The sequence below is a fragment of the Anaerotignum sp. MB30-C6 genome (genome assembly GCF_030908465.1).
In the GTDB taxonomy this organism is placed as follows: domain Bacteria; phylum Bacillota; class Clostridia; order Lachnospirales; family Anaerotignaceae; genus Chakrabartyella.
The window spans coordinates 483159-505979 of the sequence record NZ_CP133078.1; the positions used below are offsets into that span (position 1 = coordinate 483159).

Below are 22821 nucleotides of genomic sequence, written 5' to 3' on the forward strand. Positions count from 1 at the left end.
GGGGTATATATGCCAAAGTATGACGAGAGACGGGCGATTAACGGCACGTTTGGCGAAGTTGTTTTGGAAGGGGAAACGGTAAGAGAGGCAACGGGGCTTAAAGCTGAGGTTCAGCTGGAATACTTAGATGTGCCAATGTGCGGCGATTTGATGAAGCACCAGAAAGTAAGCGGTATTAACGGAAATGGATCTATTACTATGACGAAAGTGAACTCTAGAATGGGGATTTTACTTTCTGATATGATTAAGGCGGGTAAAACACCGTCATTTACCATTATTAGCAAGTTGGCGGATCCTGACGCTTTTGGAGCGGAGCGGATTGTATTAAAAAACTGTCAGTTTTCAACCCTTAGCCTTGCTGATTGGAGTGATAATCAGATTGGGACAATTACCCAGCCATTCACTTTTACAGACTGGGATTATCTGGACAAAATTGAGGTTGAATAAACTATAAGGGAGGAAACAACATGGGTATTTTAGAAAAATTATTAGAGACGGATGTTGAAAAACTAAAGGCTGAATCTTCCGCAAAGTTTGAAGTAAAGAGGCTCTCCAAGGTGTTAGGGGAACCGTTTATTATTGATTGCAAACCCCTCACCAATGAGGAAGTGAAACACATCGGGGAAATTAGCAAGAGTAATGTTGATATGAAGCTAAATGCAATTTATGAGGTGTGCACCATTGAAGGGCGTAAGTTTAACAACAAAGAATTGCTGGAAAAATTCAAGGTTATAACTGGCAAGGAATTAGTACAAAAGTTACTTCTTCCTGGGGAAGTTTTCGCTCTATATAACTTTGTAAGTGACATGAGCGGTTACGGAAAGAACGCAATCGAAGAAGTAAAAAACTGATTCGGGACGGAGACACTCGTGCTACTGTCATGTATTATGCATGGCGGCGGCACGGGGTTTTGCCGTCCGTAATTTATAATTTGCCAGAAGGGGAATTGGCGGTGATTGCGGCGTGTATGGTAATAGAGGTGGAAGGAAGAAATTGACATATTAGTGAGAGGTGTGATAATATTTCCCCAAAAGGGGGAATTGATATGAAGAAATTGTTTACATTTTTGCTGTGTGGTGTGTTGGCGGCGAGTATTCTTGGAGGCTGTGGAAATGAAGCGGAGAAACCGCAGAAGCCACAGGGGGAACAGGAGAATTCCAATGTAATTGAAGAAAGTAAAGAACAAAAAGATAATAGAGGTATCAAAGGCTCTAATTATATGCAACTGACAACGGCGTTAGAAGTTGGATTGGAATTTCCAAGTAATGAACCAAAGGATATGGAGGAAGAAGGGCTTAAATATATCCCTATGACTGAAAAAGAATTTGATAGCGGGATAAAGCAAGCCTATTTGGTGTGTTTTGATACGGATAATCAAATTGTAGAAGTGGATTTTATGATTGCAAATATGAAGCAGATTGATGAAGGAGTTTTTATAGATTCTGCAGAAATTTTCTTTGGCCTATTAGCAAATACTAGCTATGAAGGAAGCGACGCAGAGGCTGCTGAGAAATGGATCGAGGAGAATATAGCGAATGCGGAAAATGGTATAAGTACAGTAATTGGAGATGCAAAATTCACGTTGGAATACAGTAAAACAAGTGCTGGCACTCTGGGGACAATCATATTAATAATGGAAAAAGAAACTGACAATTAAGGTTGGGGCACATCGGAAACGGTGTGCTTTTTCATTTGGAAAGGTGGGCAAAGCGTGTCGGAGCGGGATGTAGGTATTGCTTTTAAGGCCTCGGATAATTTAACCAATGCTGTACGGCAGATGCGGAGTAATGTAAATAATCTCACGAAGGATGTTGAAGGTTATCGCAAAATACAAGATAAAGCATTTGGGAAAAAAGCAGAAGTTAAGTTGGATATTACCAAGGCTCAGCAAGAGTTAAAGGAACTGGGGAAAGCAGTAAAGCAGAATGTTGAAGGGGCAGAGGAGGCATTCAAGAGAAAGCGGAAGGAATTAGAACTACTAAACGAGGAATATCGCAGGCTTTCACAGGCTGCAAATGAAGCGGCGAAAGCGGAAAGAAGTCTTTCGGATGATATAAAAAGGACAAGCAATGCTAATGCCAGTAGGGGCGGTTTATTGGGTGACGCAGGTGGTGGCGGCGGGCTTCTTTCTGCTTTAGGAACAGCCGGAATGGGGATGATGCTTGGTAATGCAATCCAAAATAATTTGGATGTTGTTTTTAGTTCAGCAATGGGGGCAAATATCGGCGGTGCTATATCTAACGTAGTTGGAGGTGTTGCATCGGGAGCGGCAATGGGGAGCATTGCGGGGCCTGTTGGTGCAGCGGTTGGAGCGGCAGTTGGTGGGCTTACGGGAGCCATTAATGCACTGACGGAAAAACAGCAGAGGCAGGATGATTTGTTTCGGGACGAGGTACAAAGCTTACATGCTACTGCTATAAATGAGACTGAAACCGCTTTAAAAGATGGTAGTGTATGGGCGGCAGAACGGGAAATTTTTAAAAGGAACTATGGTTCAATGACGGATGATGCAGCGGGGGCGAAGCTGTATCAGAGTATGATGACCTATGGTGATAAAACACCCTATGACACATCGGTTATGTTAGCCAAGGGCATGGAAATGTTATCTTATGGTATTGAAAGAGAAAAGATAATGGAGTTTACGGATATGATTGGCAATTTAGCCATGGGTGATGTGAATAAGTTTTCCGGACTATCTTATGCTGTTTCACAATCTATGAACAGTAAAGTATTAAATGGGCAGGACAGACGGCAGATGGTAGGATGGGGATTTGATCCGTTGGAATTTGTTGCAAAAAATACTGGGAAATCAATGTCTCAAACCATGGATATGATGTCAGATGGGAAAATCACTTCTGATATGCTGGAGGATGCATTAAGAACGGCAACCAGTGAGGGAGAGCGTTACCACGATGCAGTAAACGCCCTGAGTGATACCTTTACAGGGATGCAGGGTCAGCTAGAAAGTGCAAAAAAGAATATTGAAATTGCCATGGGTGAGGGATACAACGAAACCCGAAAAGAGGGAATGGAAAAAGAGCTGGAATTTTATAATGGCGAAATGGGCGATAAAATGAAAGAAGCCTATGGCATGATTGGATCCTACGAGGGAGAAATGCAAAATCAGTACCAGCAAAGTATTATAGATGCCATTACATCTGTATATGATTCTAAGGAGTATAAAGATGCTGTTGCAAAGGGCGATGGTCTGGAAGCGGAACGCTTAATGTGGGAGGCCAAAACAGAGGCGGAAATCCAATATAAAAACAGCGAGGAGTACCAGAAAAAGTTGGGTGCAGAGAGGGATTTGATTGGCCGTATCCAGCAAGAACTCACAGAAAATGGAGATTATTTGAGCCTTGGCGAGGCTATGGCCAACGAGTTTTCTAAGGGGTGGAAAAGTCAGAGATTAAATAATGCCGTTGAGGATATAAAAACAGCGGGTGGCGGAAGTTTTTTAAATGGAATATTTGCGGGTAGTTATCAAGGTACGGCAGGAGGGGCATTAGGATATGGAGCCTCTGGTAAGAATGGAAATGCCACAGGACTTCCGAGGGTTCCCTCAGATGGACTTTATTATCTGCATGAAGGTGAAGAGGTTAAAACAACGGTGGATGCAAATAAGAAGTCAGGAAGTGGTATCCATATTGCAAAGCTGGCCGATAGTATTGTAGTAAGAGAGGATGCTGACATTGATAGGATTGCCAGTGCTTTATTAGAAAAAATAATGGATGCATCTATGGTTTATGGGGGGTGAACAAGTTGTTTGAATTTTGGCTAAAAAATGAGGTTGAGGGAATAAACTTACTTTTGCCCATTACACCACCGGAATACATAGCGGAGTATGGAAGAGAAATTGAGGTTATTCGTTCCATGGACCAGGGAGATATTAATTTGTCTGGCCATAAAATACCTCAGAGTATTAGTATCAGTAGTTTTTTCCCGACAAGAGAATATATTTTCGGGAAAAAGCCAACGGTGGGAGTGAGCGGTGTAATGGACTATACCCATTTAATTAAAAAATGGATTGATGATGATTCTATTATTCGTCTGGTTATTGCAGATGAAAAAGGGGCAAGGGTAAATGAGCGGTTCAAAATCCAGTCTATCAAATACGGTGAAAAGCGTGAGGATAACGGTGACATTCCCTATACCATTGAGCTTAGGCAATATACGCCTCTTAATATAGCGGCGGTACAAACCTCTCCTGTACAAAATGCGGCAAGGCCACAGGATAAGCAGCCACCAAAACCAAAGCAGTATACCGTAGCAAAAGGGGACAGCCTTAGTAAAATTGCAAGAAAGGTGTATGGTGATGCCAGCAAATGGCCCAAGATTTATGAGGCAAATAAAAGCATGATTGGGAAAAACCCCAATTTAATCTTCCCCGGTCAGGTTTATGTTTTGCCATAAGGAATAACCGCAGGCGATTGCGTATTTAAAGGAGGGCTTATGAAGGTTTGGCTAATAAAGAAAAATACCACTACGGATATTACAGGGTTAATTACCTCCGTCACCAACAGTGGGGAATACCGTAGCTGTTGCCGTAGCCTTAGTTTTGGTATCATCCATTCTGATACAGACAAGAGGACGTGGCTTGTAGAAATTAATGTGGGGGATAATATCAAAGTAGAGGACGAAGGAAAGGATATTTTTCACGGAGTAGTTTTCAAAAAAACCAAGGCAACAGGGGGGAAAGAGATTGACTTTACTTGTCATGACTATGGTATTTATTTGAAGAAAAATAAAGGCAGTTACATATTTAAAAATATGAAGCCGGAGGACATTGCAAAGAAAGTTTGTGGTGATTTTGGTGTTAAAGTAGGTAGCGTTGCGGTAACTGGGGTTCCTGTGAGCAGGAATTTTATCGGTGTTGATCTTTATAGCATCATCATGACTTCCTATACTTTGGCCAACGATGAAAAGTATTTTTGTGAATTTATTGGAAATCGGCTATATGTCAAGAAAAAAGGGGAAGTGGAATGCAAACCTTTAACCCGAGGGGGAAACCTTTTGACTTCTTCCGTTACTGAAAGTCTGGAAGGGATGGTAAACCGAGTAAGGGTTTATAACAAAGATGATAAGCTGATTCAGGAAATTGGCAATGAGGAAGATTATATCTTTGGCTTTATGACGGAGTACATAAGGGTGAATGATTCCAAGGAGGACTACCGCTTGAAAGCAAAGAAGATGTTGCAAGGGGTAGAGCGGAAAATCACTGTGACGAACTTCGGTGACCATGGATACCACACAGGAAAGAAGGTAATTGTTGCAGAGCCATACACCAGGCTTAAGGGTGTATTTTACATTGATGCAGATCAGCACAATTGGAAAAACGGTATTTATACCAACAAATTAACGCTAAACTTTCAGAAAATCATGGACGAAAAGGAGAGTGGCAGCGATGGACAAAGAAAATGATCCTTACATGGGGTTAATTAACATAATGCGGAAGGAGGGAGCGGAAATAGGTTCTGTTTCCTTTTTTATTGGAGAGGTGGTAAGCGTTGCACCTCTTATGGTCAAGTTTGGTGAGATATGCGTAAGCCAGGAAGATATGATGATTAATCAATATCTTTTAAAAGGGCATAAGCGTAGTTTAAGCCTTGCCTTAACAATGGCAACAGGTATTTCGGGGAACCGAAGCGGAGGGAGTTATAATGAGTCCTTTTCTTCACATAATCACGATATGAATACATTGGGGATTCCTTCGGGGGAATTTACCACGTTAGATGATTTTTATGTAGGTGAAAAGGTGCTTATGCTTATGAGTGCAGATCAACAAACTATTATTTTGGTATGCAAATTGGGGTGAAAGGAGGGGGAGGCTTATGGCGGATTTATTTCCGTTTTTTGGGGACGGCATAGCGGCCACAGAGGAAAAGGAAATGCCGTTATACAAAGAAGTGGCATGGGACTTTGAAAACAATGTGCCAAGATTAAAGAATGGGGAGTTTTATATTGTTACAGGAAACGAGGCATTGAAGACGTGGTGTTATAAGGCTCTTATGACGGAGCGGTACCGCTATATCATTTACAGCACAGACTATGGTAATGAGTTAGAGGAAATGATTGGCCAAAGCTATACACCGAATTTAACCAAGGCAGAAAGTATCCGCTTTATTGAAGAGTGTTTGTTGATTAATCCTTATATCAAAGTGGTTTCTAATTTGGAGGTACGTTTTGACGGTGGCCGCCTTGCCATTAGCGGGAAGTTAGAAACGGTCTATGGGGAGATGGAGGTGAGCTTTTAGTGTATGAGGATAAAACCTATGAGAATATCAAAGAGGGAATCTTGAGAAAAATAACTCTTACAGACAAGCGAGAGGGTTCCTTTGCAAATGATATGGTTAGTGCCGTTGCCTATGAAATGGAGGGGGCTTACAACCGATTTGACAAGCAGTTGGGAATTATGTTTGTGGAGGATTCCGCTAAGGACTACATAGATAGACGTGGGGCGGAGTACGGAATTATTCGCAAGGAGGGTACCTATGCCAATGGACAATGTACCTTTGTAGGAAACAAGGGGGCTAAGTTGTCGGTTGGGGATTTGTGTGGAACATTCAGCGGCCTTTTATTCAGCGTTACCCAGGAAGGAACCATTGGGGAAAGTGGGACGGTAATAGTTCCCGTAAGTGCTGTGGAAATTGGGGATAAGTACAACGTTTTGGCCGAGGAAATCAACACTCTTCCAGCAAGTATAAACGGCATTACAGCGGTGAACAATGCTGAAAAGGTTTTGGGAGGTACGGAGCGGGAAACGGATGAAGCTTTGGCCGAAAGAATTATTGCAAGGATGCAGACACCAGCCACTAGCGGAAATGCCTATCATTATAGAATTTGGGCGATGGATGTGGAGGGGGTTGGGGATGCAAAGGTTTTTCCTCTGGATAACGGGGCGGGGACGGTTACGGTGATGCCCATTACTGCAGAAAAGAGAAGCCCAGGAGAGGGAATTATTGCAGGGGTATCAAGTTATATTGAACAGATGCGTCCCATCGGTGCAACGGTGACGGTTGTGGCACCTGCGGAAGTAATGGTCAATGTAGCGGCAAGCCTAAGCATTTCTACGGCAACAACAGCGGCGAAGGTGAAGGAAGTTTATGAGATTCTTTTGGAAGAGTACATAAAGAATAGCGTATTTCGTCTTTCGGTAGTTGACTATTATAAATGTCTTTCCATGTTTTATGAGATAAACGGTGTGTTAGCCGTTCAGACATTCACAATCAATGGAGGAACAACCAGCATTCCTATTGGTGCGAAAGAAATACAGGTGGCGGGAGTGGTAAACGTTGAAGGGGCGGTGGCTCCATGAGGCTAATAGGTTACTTGCCCGAGGATTATAAGAAAAGTGCCTCTGTGGTTCAGCTGCAGGATGCCATTCAAGGGGAGTGGGATAATTTAGACCAGGCAGTAGAAGCGTTGGAGGAACAGCTTTTTATTGATACGGCTACCTGGGGGATTGGCTATTGGGAAAGTGTTTGTGGAATCACTCAGAACCTTTCAAAAGATATTCAATTGAGAAGATCCGCTGTGAAGGCAAAATTAAGGGGAACAGGAACAACAACGGTGGCCATGATTCAAAATGTTTCTGAGAGCTTTGTAAACGGCGAAGTGGCGGTGGTTGAGCATAACGACCAGTATCGCTTTGATATTGAAATGCTTTCAGTCATTGGGATTCCTCCAAATATGGAAGATCTAAAGGCTGTGATTGAGGAAATAAAGCCAGCACATTTGGACTACCGAATTATTATCAAATATAACCAGCATCAAGACCTACGGCAATTTACCCACGAGAGTATGAAAATATATAGTTACTTTGCTTTAAGAGAGGAGGCATTAGCGAATGGCTGAATTTACGAATAATTATAATTTAGAAAAGCCTGCCCAGAATGAATTTTATAATGTTGACGTGCAGAATCAGAACATGGACAAGATTGACGCAGCTTTGGCAACAGCAGGAAAAAATCCGCAGCTGGAAGCAGATGTGGCGGAAATTAAGGCTGAGGTGGGCAATACAAATGATACAGGAGCAACAGAAACCACAGGAACAATGATGGCAAAATTAAATGCATTATTAGGAAGAAGCGTTATAAAAAGTATACAGCGTGGCAAATTTGGCACACCAGACCCTCCTGTTGTATCTAAAACGATTAATATCGCAACGGTAAACCCATATAAATGCATTGTTCTTTTAAACAATTTTATTATAGGTGGTTCATCGACCATATCATCAGAGGTAACTGTTTGGGGTGGTATATTAGATGCAATGACAGCAAATAGCATCACTATAGCAGCAAATAGATTTGATAGATATGATGGTATTGATTATGGCGGAATCGTTTCATGGCAAGTTGTAGAATTTGAATAAGGGGGGGGAGATATAATGTACTGTTATGCACAACTAGATGAAAATAATATTTGTATTTGCGTTTCTCAACTTTCAGGAGAAGTAAATCTAAAAGACATGATTCTGCTTGAATCATTAGACTATACACTGCTAGGCAAAAAGTATAGTGATGGAATTTGGGAAGTTATTCCGAAACCAGAACCGCCCACGCCAGAACCAACAGATGTAGAGCGAATTATGCAAGCCTATACTGATGCGGAATTGCGTGACTTAGAGATACAGCAGGGGCAGGAAATGTTGGCACAGCAAATGACGGATATTGAATTAGCGGTGTTAGGAGGTAATGCAGTATGAGTACAGAGGTAAGAAGTCCTATGTTTGATTCACTGAAAGCAAGGTATGAAAAGAACTTCGTAAGGAAAGACCAGCTTGCTCAGTATGTTAATCTGATGAAGATTACCGCAACGGAATACAAGCAAATCACCGGCGAGGATGTACCGGTGTAAAAAAGCACATAAATTAAGGGGGAGCTCGGAGAATATCCGGGCTTTTGTATTGTGCAAAGGGAGGGGATTACATTGGATGTAATAGTTTATAGCATTATTCAAGCGGTAGTGACTACTATGGGCATTTGGTTCCTGCAGAAAAGTATTACGAAGCGGGATAAAGCTGCCCAGGAGCGGGAAAAGGCGAGAGAGGATATGGAGTATAATCTCTTGACAGCGGTAAATGCCTCTATTGCATTGGGGGAGGCTACAGCAAGGGGAGTAAAACGGATTCCAGGTGCAAATTGTAATGGTGATATGACGGCCGCTTTGGAGTACACCACAACAGTGAAGCATGAACTAAAAAACTTCCTTAATCGGAAGGCGGTGGAAAAAATCATATGAGTAGACGAAGACAAAAGAGAAGGGAGTTTTCAAAGCAAATCATGGCAAAAGAAATGGCACTGCTTTGGGTGAATACTGTCGGGGTTATAGGCCTTGCGTTTTACTGCGTAAATCAAAACTTTGATGCGGCGTTTCCTTGGCTTACAGCCATGGTGTCATTGCCTTGGGCGGCATGGGGAGTTAGCAAGACTGGTTATACCATGAAAAGCTTGAAAGAGAATACGAGAGGCGGGATTGTGTACGATTCCGCTGTATCGGAAATAGATGAAAAACAGGCATTTATCAATGAAATGAGAGAGGGGATAGAAAATGAAAATCAGTGAAGGCACAAAGGTTACAATTCAAAATTTATTGACAGTAAAATCAGTTGTTACTATCCTGCTAACGGCTGTTTTTGCTTATTTGGCCATTATTGGCCGAATCAGCGGAGAGCAGTTTTTGACCATCTTTAGCGTGGTAATTGCATTTTATTTTGGCACCCAGTATGAGAAAGGAAAAGGCGGTGGTGAGGGATGAAACCAGTATTGTATATGCAGAATGATCCCCGATGGGCAAGCCATGACTACTCTGCAAGAGGGGAGAAAACAACAATCAAGGCGGAGGGGTGTGGCGTTGCTTGTGCCGCCATGGTGATTGCAACTCTGGCCGACAAGAATGTTACACCTATTACAACAGCGGAGTGGTCAAAGGGACATGGATACAAGGCAAAGGGGCAAGGTACATATTACTCCTATTTTAAGCCCCAAGGAGCGGCTTATGGTATTGATATTACGATGCTAAATGGCACCAATATTTATGGAGCCCCTTCTTCTAAGTATCATGAGATGGCAAAGGAAGCTATTGGGCGTGGTGATTTAGTTATTGCTTGTATGGGCAAGGGGAATTGGACAACCAGTGGCCACTATGTTTTGTGGTATGGCTTGGAAGTGGGAAAGGTTTTGATTAATGATCCATGGTCCAGGAAGCCGGCTCAGACGAATGGGGATTACAATTTATTTAAACGACAGGTGAAGTATTACTGGATCGTAAAGGTACCGGAAAAACTAAAGGGGGATGATGAAGTGGTAAAAAGAGAAAAAATTATTATTAACGGAAAAGAGCAGGAAGCGGACATGATTCGCAAGGACGGAAATACATACATCAAGGTAAGGGACACTGCGAAACTTCTCGGTTTGAAAGTTGGCAACAAGGGCAAGGTGCCGACACTGGATAAATAATCAACAAAAATCTAAAGTACAGAAAACGGAGAAAAACACCTAAATTTGTCCAAAGCCCCTCTTTTTCTGAGGGGCTTTTATAAAAAAGAAAAATAAAAACAAAAACAATAAAACAAAAATGAGTCGGAATTGTAGGTTAATTATATGGAGGTAGACTTATGGATAGTTTTATTGCTTGGGTAGGCGGAAAGAAATTATTAAGAAAGAAAATTGTAAATAGATTTCCTGAAGAGGGGATTAAAAAATATGTGGAAGTATTTGGCGGTGCAGGATGGGTATTATTCTATAAAGAAAAACACGCTGAAAAAGAAGTTTACAACGATATCAATTCTGAGCTGGTGAATTTATTTAGAAATGTGAAATATCATCCGGAAGCGGTGGCCAAGGAGTTAGAGTTTACTTTAAGTGGCAGAGAAATTTTTGAAAGATACAAGGCTGCAGATGTTGGTCAAATGACAGAGATCCAGCGAGCGGCCAGATATCTATATTTGATAAAGTTATCCTATGGTGCAACGGTTCGTTCTTTTGGTTGCAGGGCTAGATCGGCGGTTGATTTGGATGTTTTACATCAAGTAAAAGAGCGTCTTTCTGGAGTGCTAATTGAAAATAAAAGTTTTGCAAAATTAATTCCTGCCAAGGATGGAGAGGGTACTCTTTTTTATTGCGATCCACCCTATCATAATACGGAAAAGTATTATGGCACCGGGGAAGATGTTTTCAATGAAGAAATGCACATATTATTAAGAGATACATTAAAAGGAATTAATGGGAAGTTTATTTTATCATATAACGATGATGAATTTATCAGAGAACTTTATAAGGATTTTATCATTGAAGAAGTGGAGCGGTCACATAATTTAAGGATGGCCATGGGAGAAGCGGGAAGTCGATATAAAGAATTAATAATTAAGAACTTCTAATTTTTTTAAATACTAAATTACGAAATAGGTAATTTTTTGACAAAAGTTGATACTATATCTTTAATGCTGTAATGCAGTTATAGATCCAGGAAGAATGGAGGCAGACAGGTGATAAAGATATATTTGTCAACAATTTTAGAACGGGATGGAATGACTCAAATTGAACTTTCAAAGAAAACTGGGATTCGTCCAGCTACTATAAATGAACTTTATAATGAAAAGATAGAAAGAATTAACTTGGATTACTTAAGTAAAATCTGTGAGGCTCTTGATTGCCAAGTGGAGGACTTACTACAATACATACCGGACGAGGAATATTATAAATGTAGAAGAAGGCCAAAGAAGAAATAGATAAGGAAAAACAAGTTGAGTCTAAGGTTTAGAATAAATCCCTCTTGTTGAGGGTTTTATTTTTTTGGGAAAAATCAAAGATTTACTATAATATTTTTGTAAAAGTATGGGGGAAAAGGGAAAGTTATTGGAATAAATTTATAATGTATGGAAAGTATTGGCTAAGTATGTATAATTATATTATGAAGAGTAGATATGGGAAATATGTGTGATATATTTATTTGCAAATTTAGTATTACTAGATCATTAATGGTAGGTATTTAATGCACAAAAATAGAAGCAATTAGATTGCAAAAGTTTTGTCTATTGGATTGAAAGCCTGTTAAGTGATTTTATAATAAACGGGTTTGGGGGTGGTGTACATGTTTCTGATTTTTTTCGGGATACTAACAGAAGAGCAACAAAATTTAGTGGAACAAATATTTCACGAGCATCATGTTCGTTTTTATCGCATCTCTTTTGGCATTCTAAAGTCGGACGCCTCTGCAAATGATGCGGTATCTACAGCCTACCTTAAAATAATAGATAATATTGAAAAAATTTCTGAACTTCCTAGTCCCCTTATGACTGCTTTCTGCGTTACTATAGTGAAGAATACTTCCATTGATATCATACGCAAGTCTAAAAAGTTCACGCATGTAGAGTCATTGGATAGTTTTCAGGATGAATCATTAGAAAGTTTAGAGGATTTATACATAAATCAAACAAATGTACAGAAACTTACAGATTTGTTGGATAAGCTTTCGGAAGAAGAACGAAAACTTATTCAATTGAAGTATGCACAAGACATGGGGTATTTAGAAATAGGAAAGTTGTTTGGCATATCTGAAGAAGCTGCCAAAAAAAGAGGGCAACGGATTATCCGGAAGTTGAAAAAATTATATGGCGAGGGTGAGTTGATTGAGCGAAAAATTTGAAGAATTATTAGAACTTGCCGCTATTGCCAGCTTTGATAAAGAAGTGCGAAGAAATCCAAATTGGTCTGGGCGTGACTATGTAGAAGTAATTTTAGGAAAAAAGCAACAGATTGAGCTTGCTAAAAAGATACTGCTGTTACCACCTAAGGGTATGTTTGTGTTGTTTAGCGAGTTTTGTTTTTATCTTAGGCCATTAGAAACAGAAGTCTTTTTTGGGATAGAAAATGTAAAGGGGTATACGTTTTATTATCAAAAATTACTTTCTCTTGTTATGGGCTTAGAAGAAGGACAAATTATTTCTAATGAATCCATGGAGCCTGCCTGTAAAAGAGCTTTGCAGAAATATATTAAAAAAGAATTTTATGCTGAAGCTAGTCAAATCACTTCGTATCAACCAAGAATTAAAGTAGGATTTAAAAAGGTAGTGAAGAAAGTTGCGGTAGCTACACTCATTGCAGCAATGAGTTTTTCTATGATGATGGTTGCAAATGCCGAGTTTAGAGAAAAGGTGATTTCCTGGGCAATTGAAATCTTTGAAAAGTATAGCATCTTTGAGTTGAACAGTGATGAAGCACAAACAATAGAAAATTTACAAAAGTATGCACCATCTTACATTCCCAGTGGTTTTAAGCTAGATAATACAGTTAACCAGCCGAGTTTGATTTTGTTTGAATATAGTAATGGTAATTCTAATTACCTTGATATTTTAATGAGTATATCGGATACAAGAGTTTATATGGATACAGAGGGTGTCTCCGTAGAAGAACTAGAAATGTTAGGTTCTACAGCATATTATTATAACAAGGATGATGTGAAATGTATTATTTTCGAAAAAGATGGTTTTCATTTTGAAGTATATGGCTCCATTAGGAAAGAAGATTTAATCATGGTGGCTGAGGGAATTAAAAGTCAGTAAAAAAGTTTTTTTGGAAAATTATAAAAAAGTTTGTCCCTTTTTTCCTCCTAGTACGTTATATGGGTGAACCCATAAAACATACAAGGAGGATTTTTTATGAACAAGAGAAAATTTACAGCACTAACTCTGACAGCAATGATGGCCATTTCTGTTCAAGCAGCTTCGGTATCGGCCGCTCCATTGGAGATTTCTAATACCGAAGTTGTAGGATCAAACCAGGTGATTAGGCCACAATGGGAAAGCACTACCATGGTTATTCCGTCGATCTCCAATTCCGGACGTAGTATTTCGGTTTCTGTTTTAATTACACCGAAAAGCAAAACAGAAAAATCTGTAGGTACAGTTTATTTGCAGAAGTATAGCGGACGTAGATGGGTGACCGAAAAATCTTGGTCAATAGACGATAGCGGAACTGTAGATATTACAAAGACCTATACAGGAAAAAGTAAGGTGAAATATCGTACAAAGGTTGTTGTCACCACTGGAGCGGATAAAATCACCGCTACATCAAGTGAAATTACTCTCTAAGATAAGCTTTGAAAAGCATGTCTCATTTTTATAATTCTTAAGATATAAGTGAGAATAAGTACAAATAAAAGAGTGTAATTAAGAAGCAACTTATTTTTAAAAAGCTATTTAGAAAATGGGGTTATTTTAATAATAAAAGCCCGATGGAGCTTCCATAGAAAGAGTACCAGATAAAATTTAGTATACTCAAAGTGAAACTATTATAGTTATTGAAAGGGGAATTTACTATGAAAAAATTGTTTTCTTTAGTTTTAGCATCTATAATGGCGTTGGGAATATCCACAATATCATTTGCAGCTGATTTTTCTGTGGAACAAAAACTTCAGCAAATGGGGGTGCCGAATAGATTATTGGCAACAATGCCTGAAGAGATAAAAGAAGATATGGCTAAATGCTACGATGAAGGCGGCACATATGGCGGTACAGATACGCAGATTGTGGAGATGGGGCATACTGATAAACGTATGACAAGGAGCGCTATTTCATCAAGAAAACTTGAGTTAGAAGTAACCTATATCACAATGCCAGATGGTAGAGGTGGAACTGCACATAGAAAAGTATATGGAGACTTCAGATGGCTAACTAATCCAGGGTCATTTGAGTGTGATGCAGTTGCTTTAGAATGGGGTAATGGTTGGGTTTTATCAGATCGTAAAGACCCGTCATTTGTTTACCAGTATTATGGTGCAGAAAGTGGCAAAATTTTTTCTGAATCAACAAGATTAAATACAAATAATTCGATTTCTGAACCAAATGCTGGATTGTGTTATACCAAGCTAAAATTAAGAACTACTGTTAAGAATGGGAATGAAACAGCAGTTGACCATAATGGGTGGTTAATGCTTGAACTCGAGAGAGATGGCGGTGCAAGAAGCACAAATGTTATTGTTAAATATATACAGACTGGAGTTAGATTCATACCGGTAGGTTCTATTAGTTTTAAGTCAGGCAGTATTTCAGTTACACCAACAATTATACATAAGGTTGGACAATCTAAATCAAATTTTACTATGAGGTGATATGATATTGACAGTTTTTATTAATGCTATTATTGGGGGGATAATATATTACATCCATTTTATCAACACCACAGAAAAAAATAAAACATATGCAAAAGTAAATTCGGTACTGATTGCTGTTTTTGTATATTTTTTTATATGGAATTTTATTGCATATTTTGACATGTCACTATCTTTTTAATGCAAGAAAGGATTTTCTAAAGTAAACTATAGAAATATAATGAATAGTGACTAGTAGAAATTAATATTTTATAAAAAGATTTTTAGGTGCCCCAAAACCCTTCTCGCTAGAGAGGGGTTTTTAATTTTAAGATTATAATAATGTCTAGCCTTTAAGGATATACCCTATTGGAGTAAGCACCACCATATTGCTCAAGCATAATTTTAGCTAAACGTGCATTGGGCGTTTTTATGTTAATGGGGAACTGTAATTTTTTTTCATAAATCCACATTTACATACACTCCTTTCCAGCCAAAGATACGTTTGCAGATCTCTGCCATGGCCAAGGATTGTTATCCCATTGCCATTGACTTGTATCCGTTGCATAACTGCGGAAGGAGCAAAGCGGTCCATAGTTTTGTTCATATTTCATTCGCAAAGAGTCAGCCGCTGTAATTACTTGATTATATACGTCAATTGCCTCAATATTATCGGGGTGGGTATTCAAAAATAGACCTAAGTCAAGAGAAATAAAATCCAGTTCCATTAGTTTTGTCATCATCGCATCACGTGTCATTGCTTAAACCTCCTTTGCAAGCTGATAAAGATGCCATCCTGAACAATAGGGTACTACTAAATCAGAAAAAATTGTGCCGCAAACAAGACTTTGCATTTGGTTCATGGTCGTCGAATACGGTTGAAATGGTACATAAGCCTGGGCCAATTCCATTGATTCTTCAATAATAGGGGTATATTCGGGCATCATATTGTTGGGCATTGGGCTGGCAAAGTTACAGTTATCAGGAACGAAGTTTTTACACATTTCCTTCATAAGAAAAGCCTCCTTTTGGTTTTTACAATATCATGATATGGAGGATAAAAAATAAAGTGCTAGTTCAAGTAGGGCAAACAAAAAAACTCCCGCCAAGGATATGAACAGAATTTTAGGCGGGAGTTTTACTTATACATTGCTGAGGTAAGTTTGTACTTTTCTACCAACGATACAAGAAAGAATGATTTTTACAAAGTCCAGAGGAAGGAACACGAAAGCACCCAGGGGCAGTGTAGCTAAAAAGCTGGCATTGGTTACCCTTGCCAACCAAAAGGTTCCGATGGCATAAGTAACGATGGTGCCAAGGAACGCACCAGTCATTTGAGTCCCCAGGGAGTTAGGATATTTATGAACAAAGTAAGAAGTAATTGCAACTAAAAAAAGATAACCTATGATATAGCCACCGCCAGGACCGGCAAACTTAGCTAAACCTGCAGTATAGCCAGAGAAAACTGGAATACCAATCATGCCGATGAAAATGTATAGGGCTGTTGCAGAAATTGCCTGTTTTGGGCTTAATACATAAGTAGATAAATAAAGGGCAAAGGTGCAAAGAGTAAGAGCCACGGGGCTGAATGGAATAGGAATACTAATTGGGGCTAAAATACAGATAATGGCTGTCATTAAGCCTATTTTGGTTAAGTCCTTTGTTTTCATGGTAAGCTCCTTTTTATTTTTTATTGAATTGTAAACCTTCAGGTGGTAGTTGTCAACTAAAGGCGAAAAATAGGTTTACAATGAGACATTTAAAAAAAGTAAAAGACGAGAGCCGCAAATTATGATAAACTGATATAAAGTTTACTTTGTAAGAAAGGGTGGATTGGATGAGTAGAATATGCAACCAGTGTGGACATGACGTTGGACAAGAAGATCTTTATTGTATAAATTGTGGCATTTTCCTAGAAAAGAATGTAAATGGCAGTGGCAAAGGCCAGCAGAAAACACCTTCTAAGGATGGGTCTAATGCCCCCTTATCTTTAGGGGATTATATGTTTATTGGATTGATTTTGATGATACCCATAGTTAATCTTATTGTTCTTTTCATTTGGGCCTTTGATAAATATGGAAATTTAAATCGCAAAAACTTAGCAAAAGCAGGATTAATTTACCTTGGTATATTCACTGTAATGACAATTGTTTTTAGCATTGGCTTAGTGCGAGCTGTTATGTTGGATGAAAGAATTTTTCCCCAAGAAGAATATTATGAATACCATATTGAACATCCAGATATGGATGAGTGGATGCAATTGCCCTATGGTACAGATGAAACGTGAGTTTTCTAGGAAGTTGTTCAGGAAAAAGTGTTAGATATAGAGTTGAAGCGAGTAGCAGCAATCGGGGGGCTACTCGTTATTTTTTTGTAAAAACCTTTTTGGTGGAAGATTTTCTTTGTTTTTTGGAGGCAAAGGAGTTCCTGTTGAAAATATCCGAAAATATCCTACGGTTTACACTCCCCAAAATGCTCCCTTCATTCAGGATTCATTAGATAGTTGTTTCTACAAAAGTTCATCTGGCTGAATAAGCACTGTAAATAGCAGATGTTTTTTGTAAATTATGGATAGATTACTTTTTTTTTGAAATAATAATACCAGAAAAATGAAAATGGGAGGGGATCTTGTGACGGGATGGAGTGTACTGACCATAGTACAATTACTTTTTTTCGGTATGGGTACGTACTACTTTTTTACAAAGAGCAAGAAAAAATTATTAGGAGGCGGGTTTTCTCCTGATGAAAACTTAAAACAAATGGAAGACCTTGAGAACATGAGAAGCCGAATGTTAACAGAGCCTTTGGCTGAGCAAACTCGTCCAAGGGATTTGACTGAAATAATTGGGCAAGAGAAGGCAGTTAAGGCATTAAGGGCGGCCTTATGTGGACCAAATCCCCAACATATTTTGATTTATGGCCCTCCAGGGGTTGGGAAAACAGCGGCGGCTCGTTTGATTTTGGAGGAGGCAATAAAGAAAGCGGACAATCCTTTTGATGAAAAAGCTAAATTTGTGGAAATTGATGCAACCACCCTGCAGTTTGACGAAAGAAATATTGCAGACCCCCTTATGGGCTCTGTTCATGATCCAATTTACCAAGGGGCAGGCGCCTTTGGACAGGTGGGTGTGCCTCAGCCAAGGCCTGGGGCGATTTGCGAGGCCCACGGTGGCGTATTATTTATTGATGAAATTGGGGAACTGCATCCTGTTCAGATGAATAAGCTTTTAAAGGTATTAGAGGATAGGATTGCCCGTTTTCAAAGCAGTTATTACAGCAGAAACAACAAAAATATACCGCCTTATATTCATGAGATTTTCCAGAAAGGGATGCCTGCGGATTTTCGTTTGATTGGCGCTACCACAAGGAATCCCTCGGACATTGCCCCTGCCCTGAGATCTCGGTGTACGGAAATATTTTTCGAAGGCTTAGATGAGAGAGCCGTGGAGCAAATTGCAAGAAACAGCTTAAATCGTGGGGGTGTTCCCTATGAGGAAGGACTTTGTGAGAAAATTGCTTGTTATGCCCGAGGAGGGAGAGATACGGTAAATATGGTTCAATCCTTGACCTCTTTGGCGGCAATGGAAGGAAATCGAAAAATTACTTTTGCAGATTTAGATTGGGTGGCTGAAACAGGGAGGTATCAACCAATTTTGCGTAGGAAAGTAAGCGGAAATGCTCAAATTGGCGTAGTCAACGGTATGGCTGTGCAAGGCAGTGGTGGCGGTACCTTACTTGCTGTGGAGGCAACGGTTCAGAAAGCATCGAAGGGATTTTTGACGGTAACAGGCATTGTGGAGGAGGAGGAAATCCGTGGCAGACAACACTCCAGTCGAAGAAAAAGTAACGCCCGCAGTTCTGCAGAGAATGTATTAACTGTTTTGGAGAAATACGGGTTTATAAAAGATGAATATCAGGTGCATATTAATTTCCCAGGAGGTACACCGGTAGATGGACCATCAGCGGGGGTTGCCATGTTTTTGGCAGTATACTCTGCTTTTACTGGGGTACCAGTAGATAGCGAGGTAGCTTTAACGGGAGAAATTGGGCTTCTCGGTCAGGTGTTGCCCGTTGGCGGAGTTGCAGATAAGCTGGAAGCGGCAGTTGAAGCTGGCGTGAAGCTTGCATTCATACCTAAGGAGAACTGGCGGGAAAACTATACAAAACTAGGCATTACTGTGGAACCTTTAGAGCACGTAGATTCCCTGTTAGAACATGTTTTCAAAAAGGATGGGGACAGCGTTATTGTTGATGAAAGCAGCGTGTTAACAGCCAAAGAAAGGGATTGATGGTAGAAGTCTGGGAATGTGCCTTGTCTATTTGACCGCAGGTGGAATTTGGGTTATAATATGTAAAGTTTTAGCGGAGAACCGTGGATTCAGGCGGCTTTTCTTTTTTAACTCGAAAGACACAGTATTTTGGGAGTCTATCAATACTTTTTTCTCAAAGGAAAAAGTGTTTATAGGCATATTCAATAGGTGTGCACACCAAGAATTTAGAAAGACTTGGTGTGCTTGAGACACAACAAATATTATCATAATCAGATAAAATTTTATGATGATTTCAGGATTGAATGAGAGTTAATGAGAGAGGAGAAGGACTGTATTCCCAAGCTTAGTTCTCCGCTTATATTCTAAAAAAACGCAAATTACCTTGATTGGATATAGAAAATAGAGGTGGAAGAATGGAGAAAAAGCAGACGATCAAAGTACCCATGATCGCGCTAAGGGGCTTAACGGTTTTCCCCAATATGGCAATTAGCTTTCCTGTCAGCAGACAACGGTCCTTGGATGCCGTTTCAGCGGCAGAAAGCAGCGGTGGCAAAGTGTTTTTGGTGGCGCAGATTGACCCTGCAACACCTGACCCTGAACAGAAGGACTTATTTGAAATTGGCACATTATGTACCATCAAGCAAGTGCTGAAGCTACCGGGAAATGTAACCCATGTAATTGTTGAAGGGAAGGAACGTGGAAGATTAGAGGCAGTTTGGACGAAAAGCTCCTCTGACTTTGCAGAGATAACATCCTTAGAGCAAGACTTTATTGATGAACCCGATGATTATTTGAGGGCGTATATGCGTGTGGCGACGGAAAGCTATGAAGAGTATATTAAATTTGTACCCAATAGTACTGCCACGGATCTTTTAAGCAGTGTAACGGCTGCGGCTAAGCCCGGTAAGTTAGCTGACTTGATTGCGGCAGGCCTTGAGATTCCTTTTGATCGAAAACAGAAAATTTTAGAAATACTGAACCCCATTGAGCGATTGGAATCCGTATTGGAAATCATGAAAACGGAGAAACAAATTTTAACGATTAAAAAAGAAATCGAGAGTAAGACGAAATCTCGTATTGAACAAAACCAGAGGGAATATTACCTGAGAGAGGAATTGAAGGTAATTCAAGAGGAGCTGGGTGACAAGGACGGTGTTGGGGCAGATGCCCAAAAGTACCGTAAACAGCTGGAGGAAAAAAATCCTCCTGAAATGGTGAAGTTGGCAGTAGAAAAAGAAATCAACCGTATGTTGAAAATTCCCGTTACTTCCCCTGAGTCTAACGTTTCTAGAAACTATATTGAAACCTTATTAAGCTTACCTTGGAATGAAACCACACAAGAGAGTTTCGACTTGGCCAGTGCCGAGGAAATTTTAAATGAAGACCATTATGGTTTGGCAAAAGTAAAGGAACGAATTTTGGAATACTTAGCAGTACGCAAGAATGTTCCAGAAGAAAGACCAACAATTCTTTGCTTGGTGGGCCCTCCTGGGGTGGGTAAAACATCCATTGCCCGTTCTGTGGCGAAGGCCTTAGACCGTAAATATATTAGAATGTCTTTGGGTGGCGTGAAGGATGAGGCGGAAATCAGAGGCCACAGAAAGACCTATATCGGTGCTATGCCAGGGCGTATTATTAATGCCATGAAACAAGTTGGAACGGTGAACCCTTTGATGCTTTTAGACGAGATTGACAAATTGGGTGTTTCTCACAATGGCGACCCTTCTGCGGCTTTATTGGAAGTTTTGGATGGGGAGCAAAACAGTACCTTCCGTGATCATTTTATTGAATTGCCTTATGATCTTTCCAAAGTGCTTTTTATGTGTACAGCAAATAGCTTAGACACCATACCAAGACCCCTTTTGGACAGAATGGAAGTGATTTCCCTTGGAAGCTATACTTCCCAAGAGAAGTTACATATCGCTAAGGAACACTTAATACGTAAACAGCGTCAACGCAATGGTTTAACTTTGACCCAGATAAAATTCCGTGATGATGCCATTGCAAGTATCATTGATGGCTATACAAGGGAAGCTGGGGTTAGACAGCTTGAGAGAGTGATCGGCGAAGTGTGCAGAAAGACAGTGAAGTCTATTTTAAGCGGTGAGAAGAAATCCATTACGTTAACTGCAAAAAATTTAGAGAGTATTCTTGGAAAAAGGAAGTATTCCCAAGATACTATTTATAAAAAACCTCAGGTGGGTATTGTTCGTGGCTTAGCATGGACATCAGTAGGTGGTACCACCCTTTCCATAGAGGTAAACGCCATGGATGGGGATGGTAAGTTTAAATTGACTGGAAATGTAGGCAAGGTTATGATGGAATCGGCGGAGGCGGCAATTAGCTATATCCGTTCTCAGGCAAAAAAGTTTGGCCTTCCTACAGATTTTTATAAGAAAAAAGACATACATATACATATCCCTGAAGGAGCAACGCCAAAGGATGGCCCTTCTGCAGGCATTACCATGGTAACGGCAATTCTTTCAGCATTAACAGGAGAGAATGTGCGTAATGATGTGGCAATGACAGGAGAAGTGACCATTCGAGGCAGAGTTCTTCCCATTGGAGGGCTGCAAGAAAAAGTTTTAGCTGCCAAAAAAGTTGGCATCAAGACGGTGGTTCTGCCTTGGGATAATGAAAAGGACTTGCTAGAAATCAATGAGGAAATCAAAGAGGATATGGAGTTTGTATTAGCGAAAACCATGGACGATGTAATAAAAGTTGCATTGGTGAAGGGAGCAGACCTATGGAAGTAAAAAACACTTCATTAGCGGCAATTGGAACAAATTTTTCCCACTACCCTGTGGATGGGAAGGTTGAGGTTGCTTTTGTCGGAAAGTCGAATGTGGGGAAATCCACATTAATCAATGCAATTTTAGGACGTAAAGCATTGGCACGAACCAGCTCAAACCCTGGTAAAACAAGAACAATTAACTTTTACGATGTGAACGATCAGATGTATGTTGTAGACTTGCCTGGGTATGGATATGCAAAAGCACCCAAAACAGAAATTGAAAAATGGGGGAAAATGATAGAAGAATATCTGGAAAAAAGGGAAGAATTAAGAGCCATCATTCTTTTAATTGATATTCGCCATGAGCCCGGTAAAAACGACGTTATGATGTATGATTGGTTAAAGCATTATGGATATGACATCATTATCGCTGCCACAAAGTCTGATAAGCTTAACAGAAGCCAAATTCCAAAGCACTTATCTGTAATTAGAAAGGCACTGGGCCTTGGAGCAGAAGACATTTTGATTCCCTTTTCAGGAGAGAAGAAAACGGGTGTTGATGAGCTTTGGGAAGTAATTGAAAAATTTTTAGACTAAGATTAAAGCACTTACAGTTAATGTAAGTGCTTTAAATTTTAAACATTTAAGAATTCTTAATAAATTGTGAAAGAATTCCAAAAAAGAGTTCGCTATACTAATGATAAAGGAATTATAATATTTATTTTTGGA

At 39.8% G+C, this 22821-nt stretch carries 30 protein-coding genes and 1 pseudogene; 27 read left to right on the forward strand and 4 right to left on the reverse strand.

The features are described 5' to 3' along the window. Positions 1 to 9 precede the first annotated feature (9 nt). From RBQ60_RS02345 to RBQ60_RS02455, 23 genes are all read left to right on the forward strand, one after another. Positions 10 to 447, forward strand: coding sequence for a phage tail tube protein (locus RBQ60_RS02345; protein ID WP_307885002.1), 438 nt, complete (start codon positions 10 to 12; stop codon positions 445 to 447). A gap of 20 nt (positions 448 to 467) precedes the next feature. After that, positions 468 to 851, forward strand: a complete 384-nt coding sequence (locus RBQ60_RS02350; RefSeq protein ID WP_307885003.1) for a phage tail assembly chaperone — start codon at positions 468 to 470, stop codon at positions 849 to 851. A gap of 194 nt (positions 852 to 1045) precedes the next feature. Then, entirely contained in the window at positions 1046 to 1657 is a 612-nt protein-coding gene (locus RBQ60_RS02355) for a hypothetical protein (RefSeq protein WP_307885004.1), read from the forward strand. A gap of 54 nt (positions 1658 to 1711) precedes the next feature. Then, the gene (locus RBQ60_RS02360) at positions 1712 to 3757 is read left to right on the forward strand and encodes a tape measure protein (protein WP_307885005.1); all 2046 of its coding nucleotides are present in this window, start codon (positions 1712 to 1714) and stop codon (positions 3755 to 3757) included. Positions 3758 to 3762: 5 nt separating this feature from the next. Beyond that, positions 3763 to 4413 (forward strand): LysM peptidoglycan-binding domain-containing protein, encoded by a 651-nt coding sequence (locus RBQ60_RS02365; RefSeq protein ID WP_307885006.1) that lies wholly within the window; start codon positions 3763 to 3765, stop codon positions 4411 to 4413. A gap of 39 nt (positions 4414 to 4452) precedes the next feature. Continuing rightward, positions 4453 to 5421 (forward strand): XkdQ/YqbQ family protein, encoded by a 969-nt coding sequence (locus tag RBQ60_RS02370; RefSeq protein WP_307885007.1) that lies wholly within the window; start codon positions 4453 to 4455, stop codon positions 5419 to 5421. Further along, positions 5405 to 5815: a DUF2577 family protein gene (locus RBQ60_RS02375; protein ID WP_307885008.1), complete on the forward strand. Its 411-nt coding sequence runs from the start codon at positions 5405 to 5407 to the stop codon at positions 5813 to 5815. The genes RBQ60_RS02370 and RBQ60_RS02375 overlap by 17 nt, the downstream gene beginning before the upstream one ends. A 16-nt stretch (positions 5816 to 5831) precedes the next feature. Next, a complete protein-coding gene (locus tag RBQ60_RS02380; RefSeq protein WP_307885009.1) occupies positions 5832 to 6254 on the forward strand; it encodes a DUF2634 domain-containing protein in 423 nt (140 codons plus the stop codon). Beyond that, positions 6254 to 7315, forward strand: a complete 1062-nt coding sequence (locus RBQ60_RS02385) for a baseplate J/gp47 family protein (protein ID WP_307885010.1) — start codon at positions 6254 to 6256, stop codon at positions 7313 to 7315. Before RBQ60_RS02380 ends, RBQ60_RS02385 begins: the two co-directional genes overlap by 1 nt. Next, entirely contained in the window at positions 7312 to 7854 is a 543-nt protein-coding gene (locus RBQ60_RS02390; RefSeq protein ID WP_307885011.1) for a YmfQ family protein, read from the forward strand. The genes RBQ60_RS02385 and RBQ60_RS02390 overlap by 4 nt, the downstream gene beginning before the upstream one ends. Beyond that, complete coding sequence (locus RBQ60_RS02395; RefSeq protein ID WP_307885012.1) at positions 7847 to 8371, forward strand: hypothetical protein; 525 nt, start codon at positions 7847 to 7849, stop codon at positions 8369 to 8371. Before RBQ60_RS02390 ends, RBQ60_RS02395 begins: the two co-directional genes overlap by 8 nt. Before the next feature lie 15 nt (positions 8372 to 8386). Next, entirely contained in the window at positions 8387 to 8704 is a 318-nt protein-coding gene (locus RBQ60_RS02400; RefSeq protein WP_307885013.1) for a hypothetical protein, read from the forward strand. Beyond that, positions 8701 to 8856 carry an XkdX family protein gene (locus tag RBQ60_RS02405; RefSeq protein ID WP_307885014.1) on the forward strand — a complete coding sequence of 52 codons (156 nt, stop codon included), beginning with the start codon at positions 8701 to 8703 and terminating at the stop codon, positions 8854 to 8856. The genes RBQ60_RS02400 and RBQ60_RS02405 overlap by 4 nt, the downstream gene beginning before the upstream one ends. 72 nt (positions 8857 to 8928) lie before the next feature. Beyond that, positions 8929 to 9240, forward strand: a complete 312-nt coding sequence (locus tag RBQ60_RS02410) for a serine/threonine protein kinase (RefSeq protein ID WP_307885015.1) — start codon at positions 8929 to 8931, stop codon at positions 9238 to 9240. Beyond that, positions 9237 to 9563: a hypothetical protein gene (locus tag RBQ60_RS02415; protein ID WP_307885016.1), complete on the forward strand. Its 327-nt coding sequence runs from the start codon at positions 9237 to 9239 to the stop codon at positions 9561 to 9563. Before RBQ60_RS02410 ends, RBQ60_RS02415 begins: the two co-directional genes overlap by 4 nt. Beyond that, complete coding sequence (locus RBQ60_RS02420; RefSeq protein WP_307885017.1) at positions 9550 to 9756, forward strand: hypothetical protein; 207 nt, start codon at positions 9550 to 9552, stop codon at positions 9754 to 9756. Before RBQ60_RS02415 ends, RBQ60_RS02420 begins: the two co-directional genes overlap by 14 nt. Continuing rightward, a complete protein-coding gene (locus tag RBQ60_RS02425) occupies positions 9753 to 10457 on the forward strand; it encodes a C39 family peptidase (protein WP_307885018.1) in 705 nt (234 codons plus the stop codon). Before RBQ60_RS02420 ends, RBQ60_RS02425 begins: the two co-directional genes overlap by 4 nt. A gap of 158 nt (positions 10458 to 10615) precedes the next feature. After that, positions 10616 to 11377 carry a DNA adenine methylase gene (locus RBQ60_RS02430; protein ID WP_307885019.1) on the forward strand — a complete coding sequence of 254 codons (762 nt, stop codon included), beginning with the start codon at positions 10616 to 10618 and terminating at the stop codon, positions 11375 to 11377. Positions 11378 to 11485: 108 nt separating this feature from the next. Then, positions 11486 to 11728, forward strand: coding sequence for a helix-turn-helix domain-containing protein (locus RBQ60_RS02435; protein WP_307885020.1), 243 nt, complete (start codon positions 11486 to 11488; stop codon positions 11726 to 11728). Positions 11729 to 12090: 362 nt separating this feature from the next. Then, positions 12091 to 12645, forward strand: a complete 555-nt coding sequence (locus RBQ60_RS02440; RefSeq protein WP_307885021.1) for an RNA polymerase sigma factor — start codon at positions 12091 to 12093, stop codon at positions 12643 to 12645. Further along, positions 12629 to 13561 (forward strand): DUF4367 domain-containing protein, encoded by a 933-nt coding sequence (locus RBQ60_RS02445; protein WP_307885022.1) that lies wholly within the window; start codon positions 12629 to 12631, stop codon positions 13559 to 13561. Before RBQ60_RS02440 ends, RBQ60_RS02445 begins: the two co-directional genes overlap by 17 nt. A 96-nt stretch (positions 13562 to 13657) precedes the next feature. Further along, positions 13658 to 14089 carry a cell agglutination protein Mam3 gene (locus RBQ60_RS02450; protein WP_307885023.1) on the forward strand — a complete coding sequence of 144 codons (432 nt, stop codon included), beginning with the start codon at positions 13658 to 13660 and terminating at the stop codon, positions 14087 to 14089. Between the two features lie 227 nt (positions 14090 to 14316). Further along, positions 14317 to 15108, forward strand: coding sequence for a hypothetical protein (locus RBQ60_RS02455; RefSeq protein ID WP_307885024.1), 792 nt, complete (start codon positions 14317 to 14319; stop codon positions 15106 to 15108). Between the two features lie 359 nt (positions 15109 to 15467). Here the strand turns inward: RBQ60_RS02455 and RBQ60_RS02460 are convergent. The 4 genes and pseudogenes from RBQ60_RS02460 to RBQ60_RS02475 all read right to left on the reverse strand — a co-directional run. After that, positions 15468 to 15560: pseudogene (locus RBQ60_RS02460) on the reverse strand (manganese catalase family protein); the annotation flags it as partial. Then, positions 15561 to 15845 carry a spore coat protein CotJB gene (locus RBQ60_RS02465; RefSeq protein WP_307885025.1) on the reverse strand — a complete coding sequence of 95 codons (285 nt, stop codon included), beginning with the start codon at positions 15843 to 15845 and terminating at the stop codon, positions 15561 to 15563. A 3-nt stretch (positions 15846 to 15848) separates the two neighbouring features. After that, positions 15849 to 16100: a spore coat associated protein CotJA gene (locus RBQ60_RS02470; protein WP_307885026.1), complete on the reverse strand. Its 252-nt coding sequence runs from the start codon at positions 16098 to 16100 to the stop codon at positions 15849 to 15851. A 129-nt stretch (positions 16101 to 16229) separates the two neighbouring features. Further along, the gene (locus RBQ60_RS02475) at positions 16230 to 16757 is read right to left on the reverse strand and encodes a biotin transporter BioY (protein ID WP_307885027.1); all 528 of its coding nucleotides are present in this window, start codon (positions 16755 to 16757) and stop codon (positions 16230 to 16232) included. A 167-nt stretch (positions 16758 to 16924) separates the two neighbouring features. Here RBQ60_RS02475 and RBQ60_RS02480 point away from each other — a divergent pair, with 167 nt between their 5' ends. The 4 genes from RBQ60_RS02480 (at position 16925) to yihA (ending at position 22689) form a co-directional block, all read left to right on the forward strand. Further along, positions 16925 to 17374 carry a hypothetical protein gene (locus RBQ60_RS02480; protein ID WP_307885028.1) on the forward strand — a complete coding sequence of 150 codons (450 nt, stop codon included), beginning with the start codon at positions 16925 to 16927 and terminating at the stop codon, positions 17372 to 17374. A gap of 343 nt (positions 17375 to 17717) precedes the next feature. Further along, on the forward strand, positions 17718 to 19376 hold the full coding sequence (locus RBQ60_RS02485) for a S16 family serine protease (protein ID WP_307885029.1): 1659 nt from the start codon (positions 17718 to 17720) through the stop codon (positions 19374 to 19376). A gap of 395 nt (positions 19377 to 19771) precedes the next feature. Next, positions 19772 to 22114: an endopeptidase La gene (gene lon / locus RBQ60_RS02490; protein ID WP_307885030.1), complete on the forward strand. Its 2343-nt coding sequence runs from the start codon at positions 19772 to 19774 to the stop codon at positions 22112 to 22114. Continuing rightward, positions 22105 to 22689, forward strand: coding sequence for a ribosome biogenesis GTP-binding protein YihA/YsxC (gene yihA, locus RBQ60_RS02495; RefSeq protein WP_307885031.1), 585 nt, complete (start codon positions 22105 to 22107; stop codon positions 22687 to 22689). The genes lon and yihA overlap by 10 nt, the downstream gene beginning before the upstream one ends. The last annotated feature ends 132 nt before the right edge of the window (positions 22690 to 22821 follow it).

Excerpts from the sequence above, each read along its gene's own strand:
- RBQ60_RS02375 (WP_307885008.1), top strand. The coding sequence starts at position 5,405 with ATGGACAAAGAAAATGATCCTTACATGGGGTTAATTAACATAATGCGG.
- RBQ60_RS02370 (WP_307885007.1), top strand. The coding sequence starts at position 4,453 with ATGAAGGTTTGGCTAATAAAGAAAAATACCACTACGGATATTACAGGG.
- RBQ60_RS02390 (WP_307885011.1), top strand. The coding sequence starts at position 7,312 with ATGAGGCTAATAGGTTACTTGCCCGAGGATTATAAGAAAAGTGCCTCT.
- RBQ60_RS02475 (WP_307885027.1), bottom strand. The coding sequence starts at position 16,757 with ATGAAAACAAAGGACTTAACCAAAATAGGCTTAATGACAGCCATTATC.
- RBQ60_RS02405 (WP_307885014.1), top strand. The coding sequence starts at position 8,701 with ATGAGTACAGAGGTAAGAAGTCCTATGTTTGATTCACTGAAAGCAAGG.
- RBQ60_RS02395 (WP_307885012.1), top strand. The coding sequence starts at position 7,847 with ATGGCTGAATTTACGAATAATTATAATTTAGAAAAGCCTGCCCAGAAT.
- RBQ60_RS02470 (WP_307885026.1), bottom strand. The coding sequence starts at position 16,100 with ATGAAGGAAATGTGTAAAAACTTCGTTCCTGATAACTGTAACTTTGCC.
- RBQ60_RS02430 (WP_307885019.1), top strand. The coding sequence starts at position 10,616 with ATGGATAGTTTTATTGCTTGGGTAGGCGGAAAGAAATTATTAAGAAAG.
- RBQ60_RS02345 (WP_307885002.1), top strand. The coding sequence starts at position 10 with ATGCCAAAGTATGACGAGAGACGGGCGATTAACGGCACGTTTGGCGAA.
- RBQ60_RS02455 (WP_307885024.1), top strand. The coding sequence starts at position 14,317 with ATGAAAAAATTGTTTTCTTTAGTTTTAGCATCTATAATGGCGTTGGGA.
- lon (WP_307885030.1), top strand. The coding sequence starts at position 19,772 with ATGGAGAAAAAGCAGACGATCAAAGTACCCATGATCGCGCTAAGGGGC.
- RBQ60_RS02440 (WP_307885021.1), top strand. The coding sequence starts at position 12,091 with ATGTTTCTGATTTTTTTCGGGATACTAACAGAAGAGCAACAAAATTTA.
- RBQ60_RS02425 (WP_307885018.1), top strand. The coding sequence starts at position 9,753 with ATGAAACCAGTATTGTATATGCAGAATGATCCCCGATGGGCAAGCCAT.
- RBQ60_RS02350 (WP_307885003.1), top strand. The coding sequence starts at position 468 with ATGGGTATTTTAGAAAAATTATTAGAGACGGATGTTGAAAAACTAAAG.
- RBQ60_RS02450 (WP_307885023.1), top strand. The coding sequence starts at position 13,658 with ATGAACAAGAGAAAATTTACAGCACTAACTCTGACAGCAATGATGGCC.
- yihA (WP_307885031.1), top strand. The coding sequence starts at position 22,105 with ATGGAAGTAAAAAACACTTCATTAGCGGCAATTGGAACAAATTTTTCC.
- RBQ60_RS02480 (WP_307885028.1), top strand. The coding sequence starts at position 16,925 with ATGAGTAGAATATGCAACCAGTGTGGACATGACGTTGGACAAGAAGAT.
- RBQ60_RS02420 (WP_307885017.1), top strand. The coding sequence starts at position 9,550 with ATGAAAATCAGTGAAGGCACAAAGGTTACAATTCAAAATTTATTGACA.
- RBQ60_RS02415 (WP_307885016.1), top strand. The coding sequence starts at position 9,237 with ATGAGTAGACGAAGACAAAAGAGAAGGGAGTTTTCAAAGCAAATCATG.
- RBQ60_RS02400 (WP_307885013.1), top strand. The coding sequence starts at position 8,387 with ATGTACTGTTATGCACAACTAGATGAAAATAATATTTGTATTTGCGTT.
- RBQ60_RS02465 (WP_307885025.1), bottom strand. The coding sequence starts at position 15,845 with ATGACACGTGATGCGATGATGACAAAACTAATGGAACTGGATTTTATT.
- RBQ60_RS02355 (WP_307885004.1), top strand. The coding sequence starts at position 1,046 with ATGAAGAAATTGTTTACATTTTTGCTGTGTGGTGTGTTGGCGGCGAGT.
- RBQ60_RS02380 (WP_307885009.1), top strand. The coding sequence starts at position 5,832 with ATGGCGGATTTATTTCCGTTTTTTGGGGACGGCATAGCGGCCACAGAG.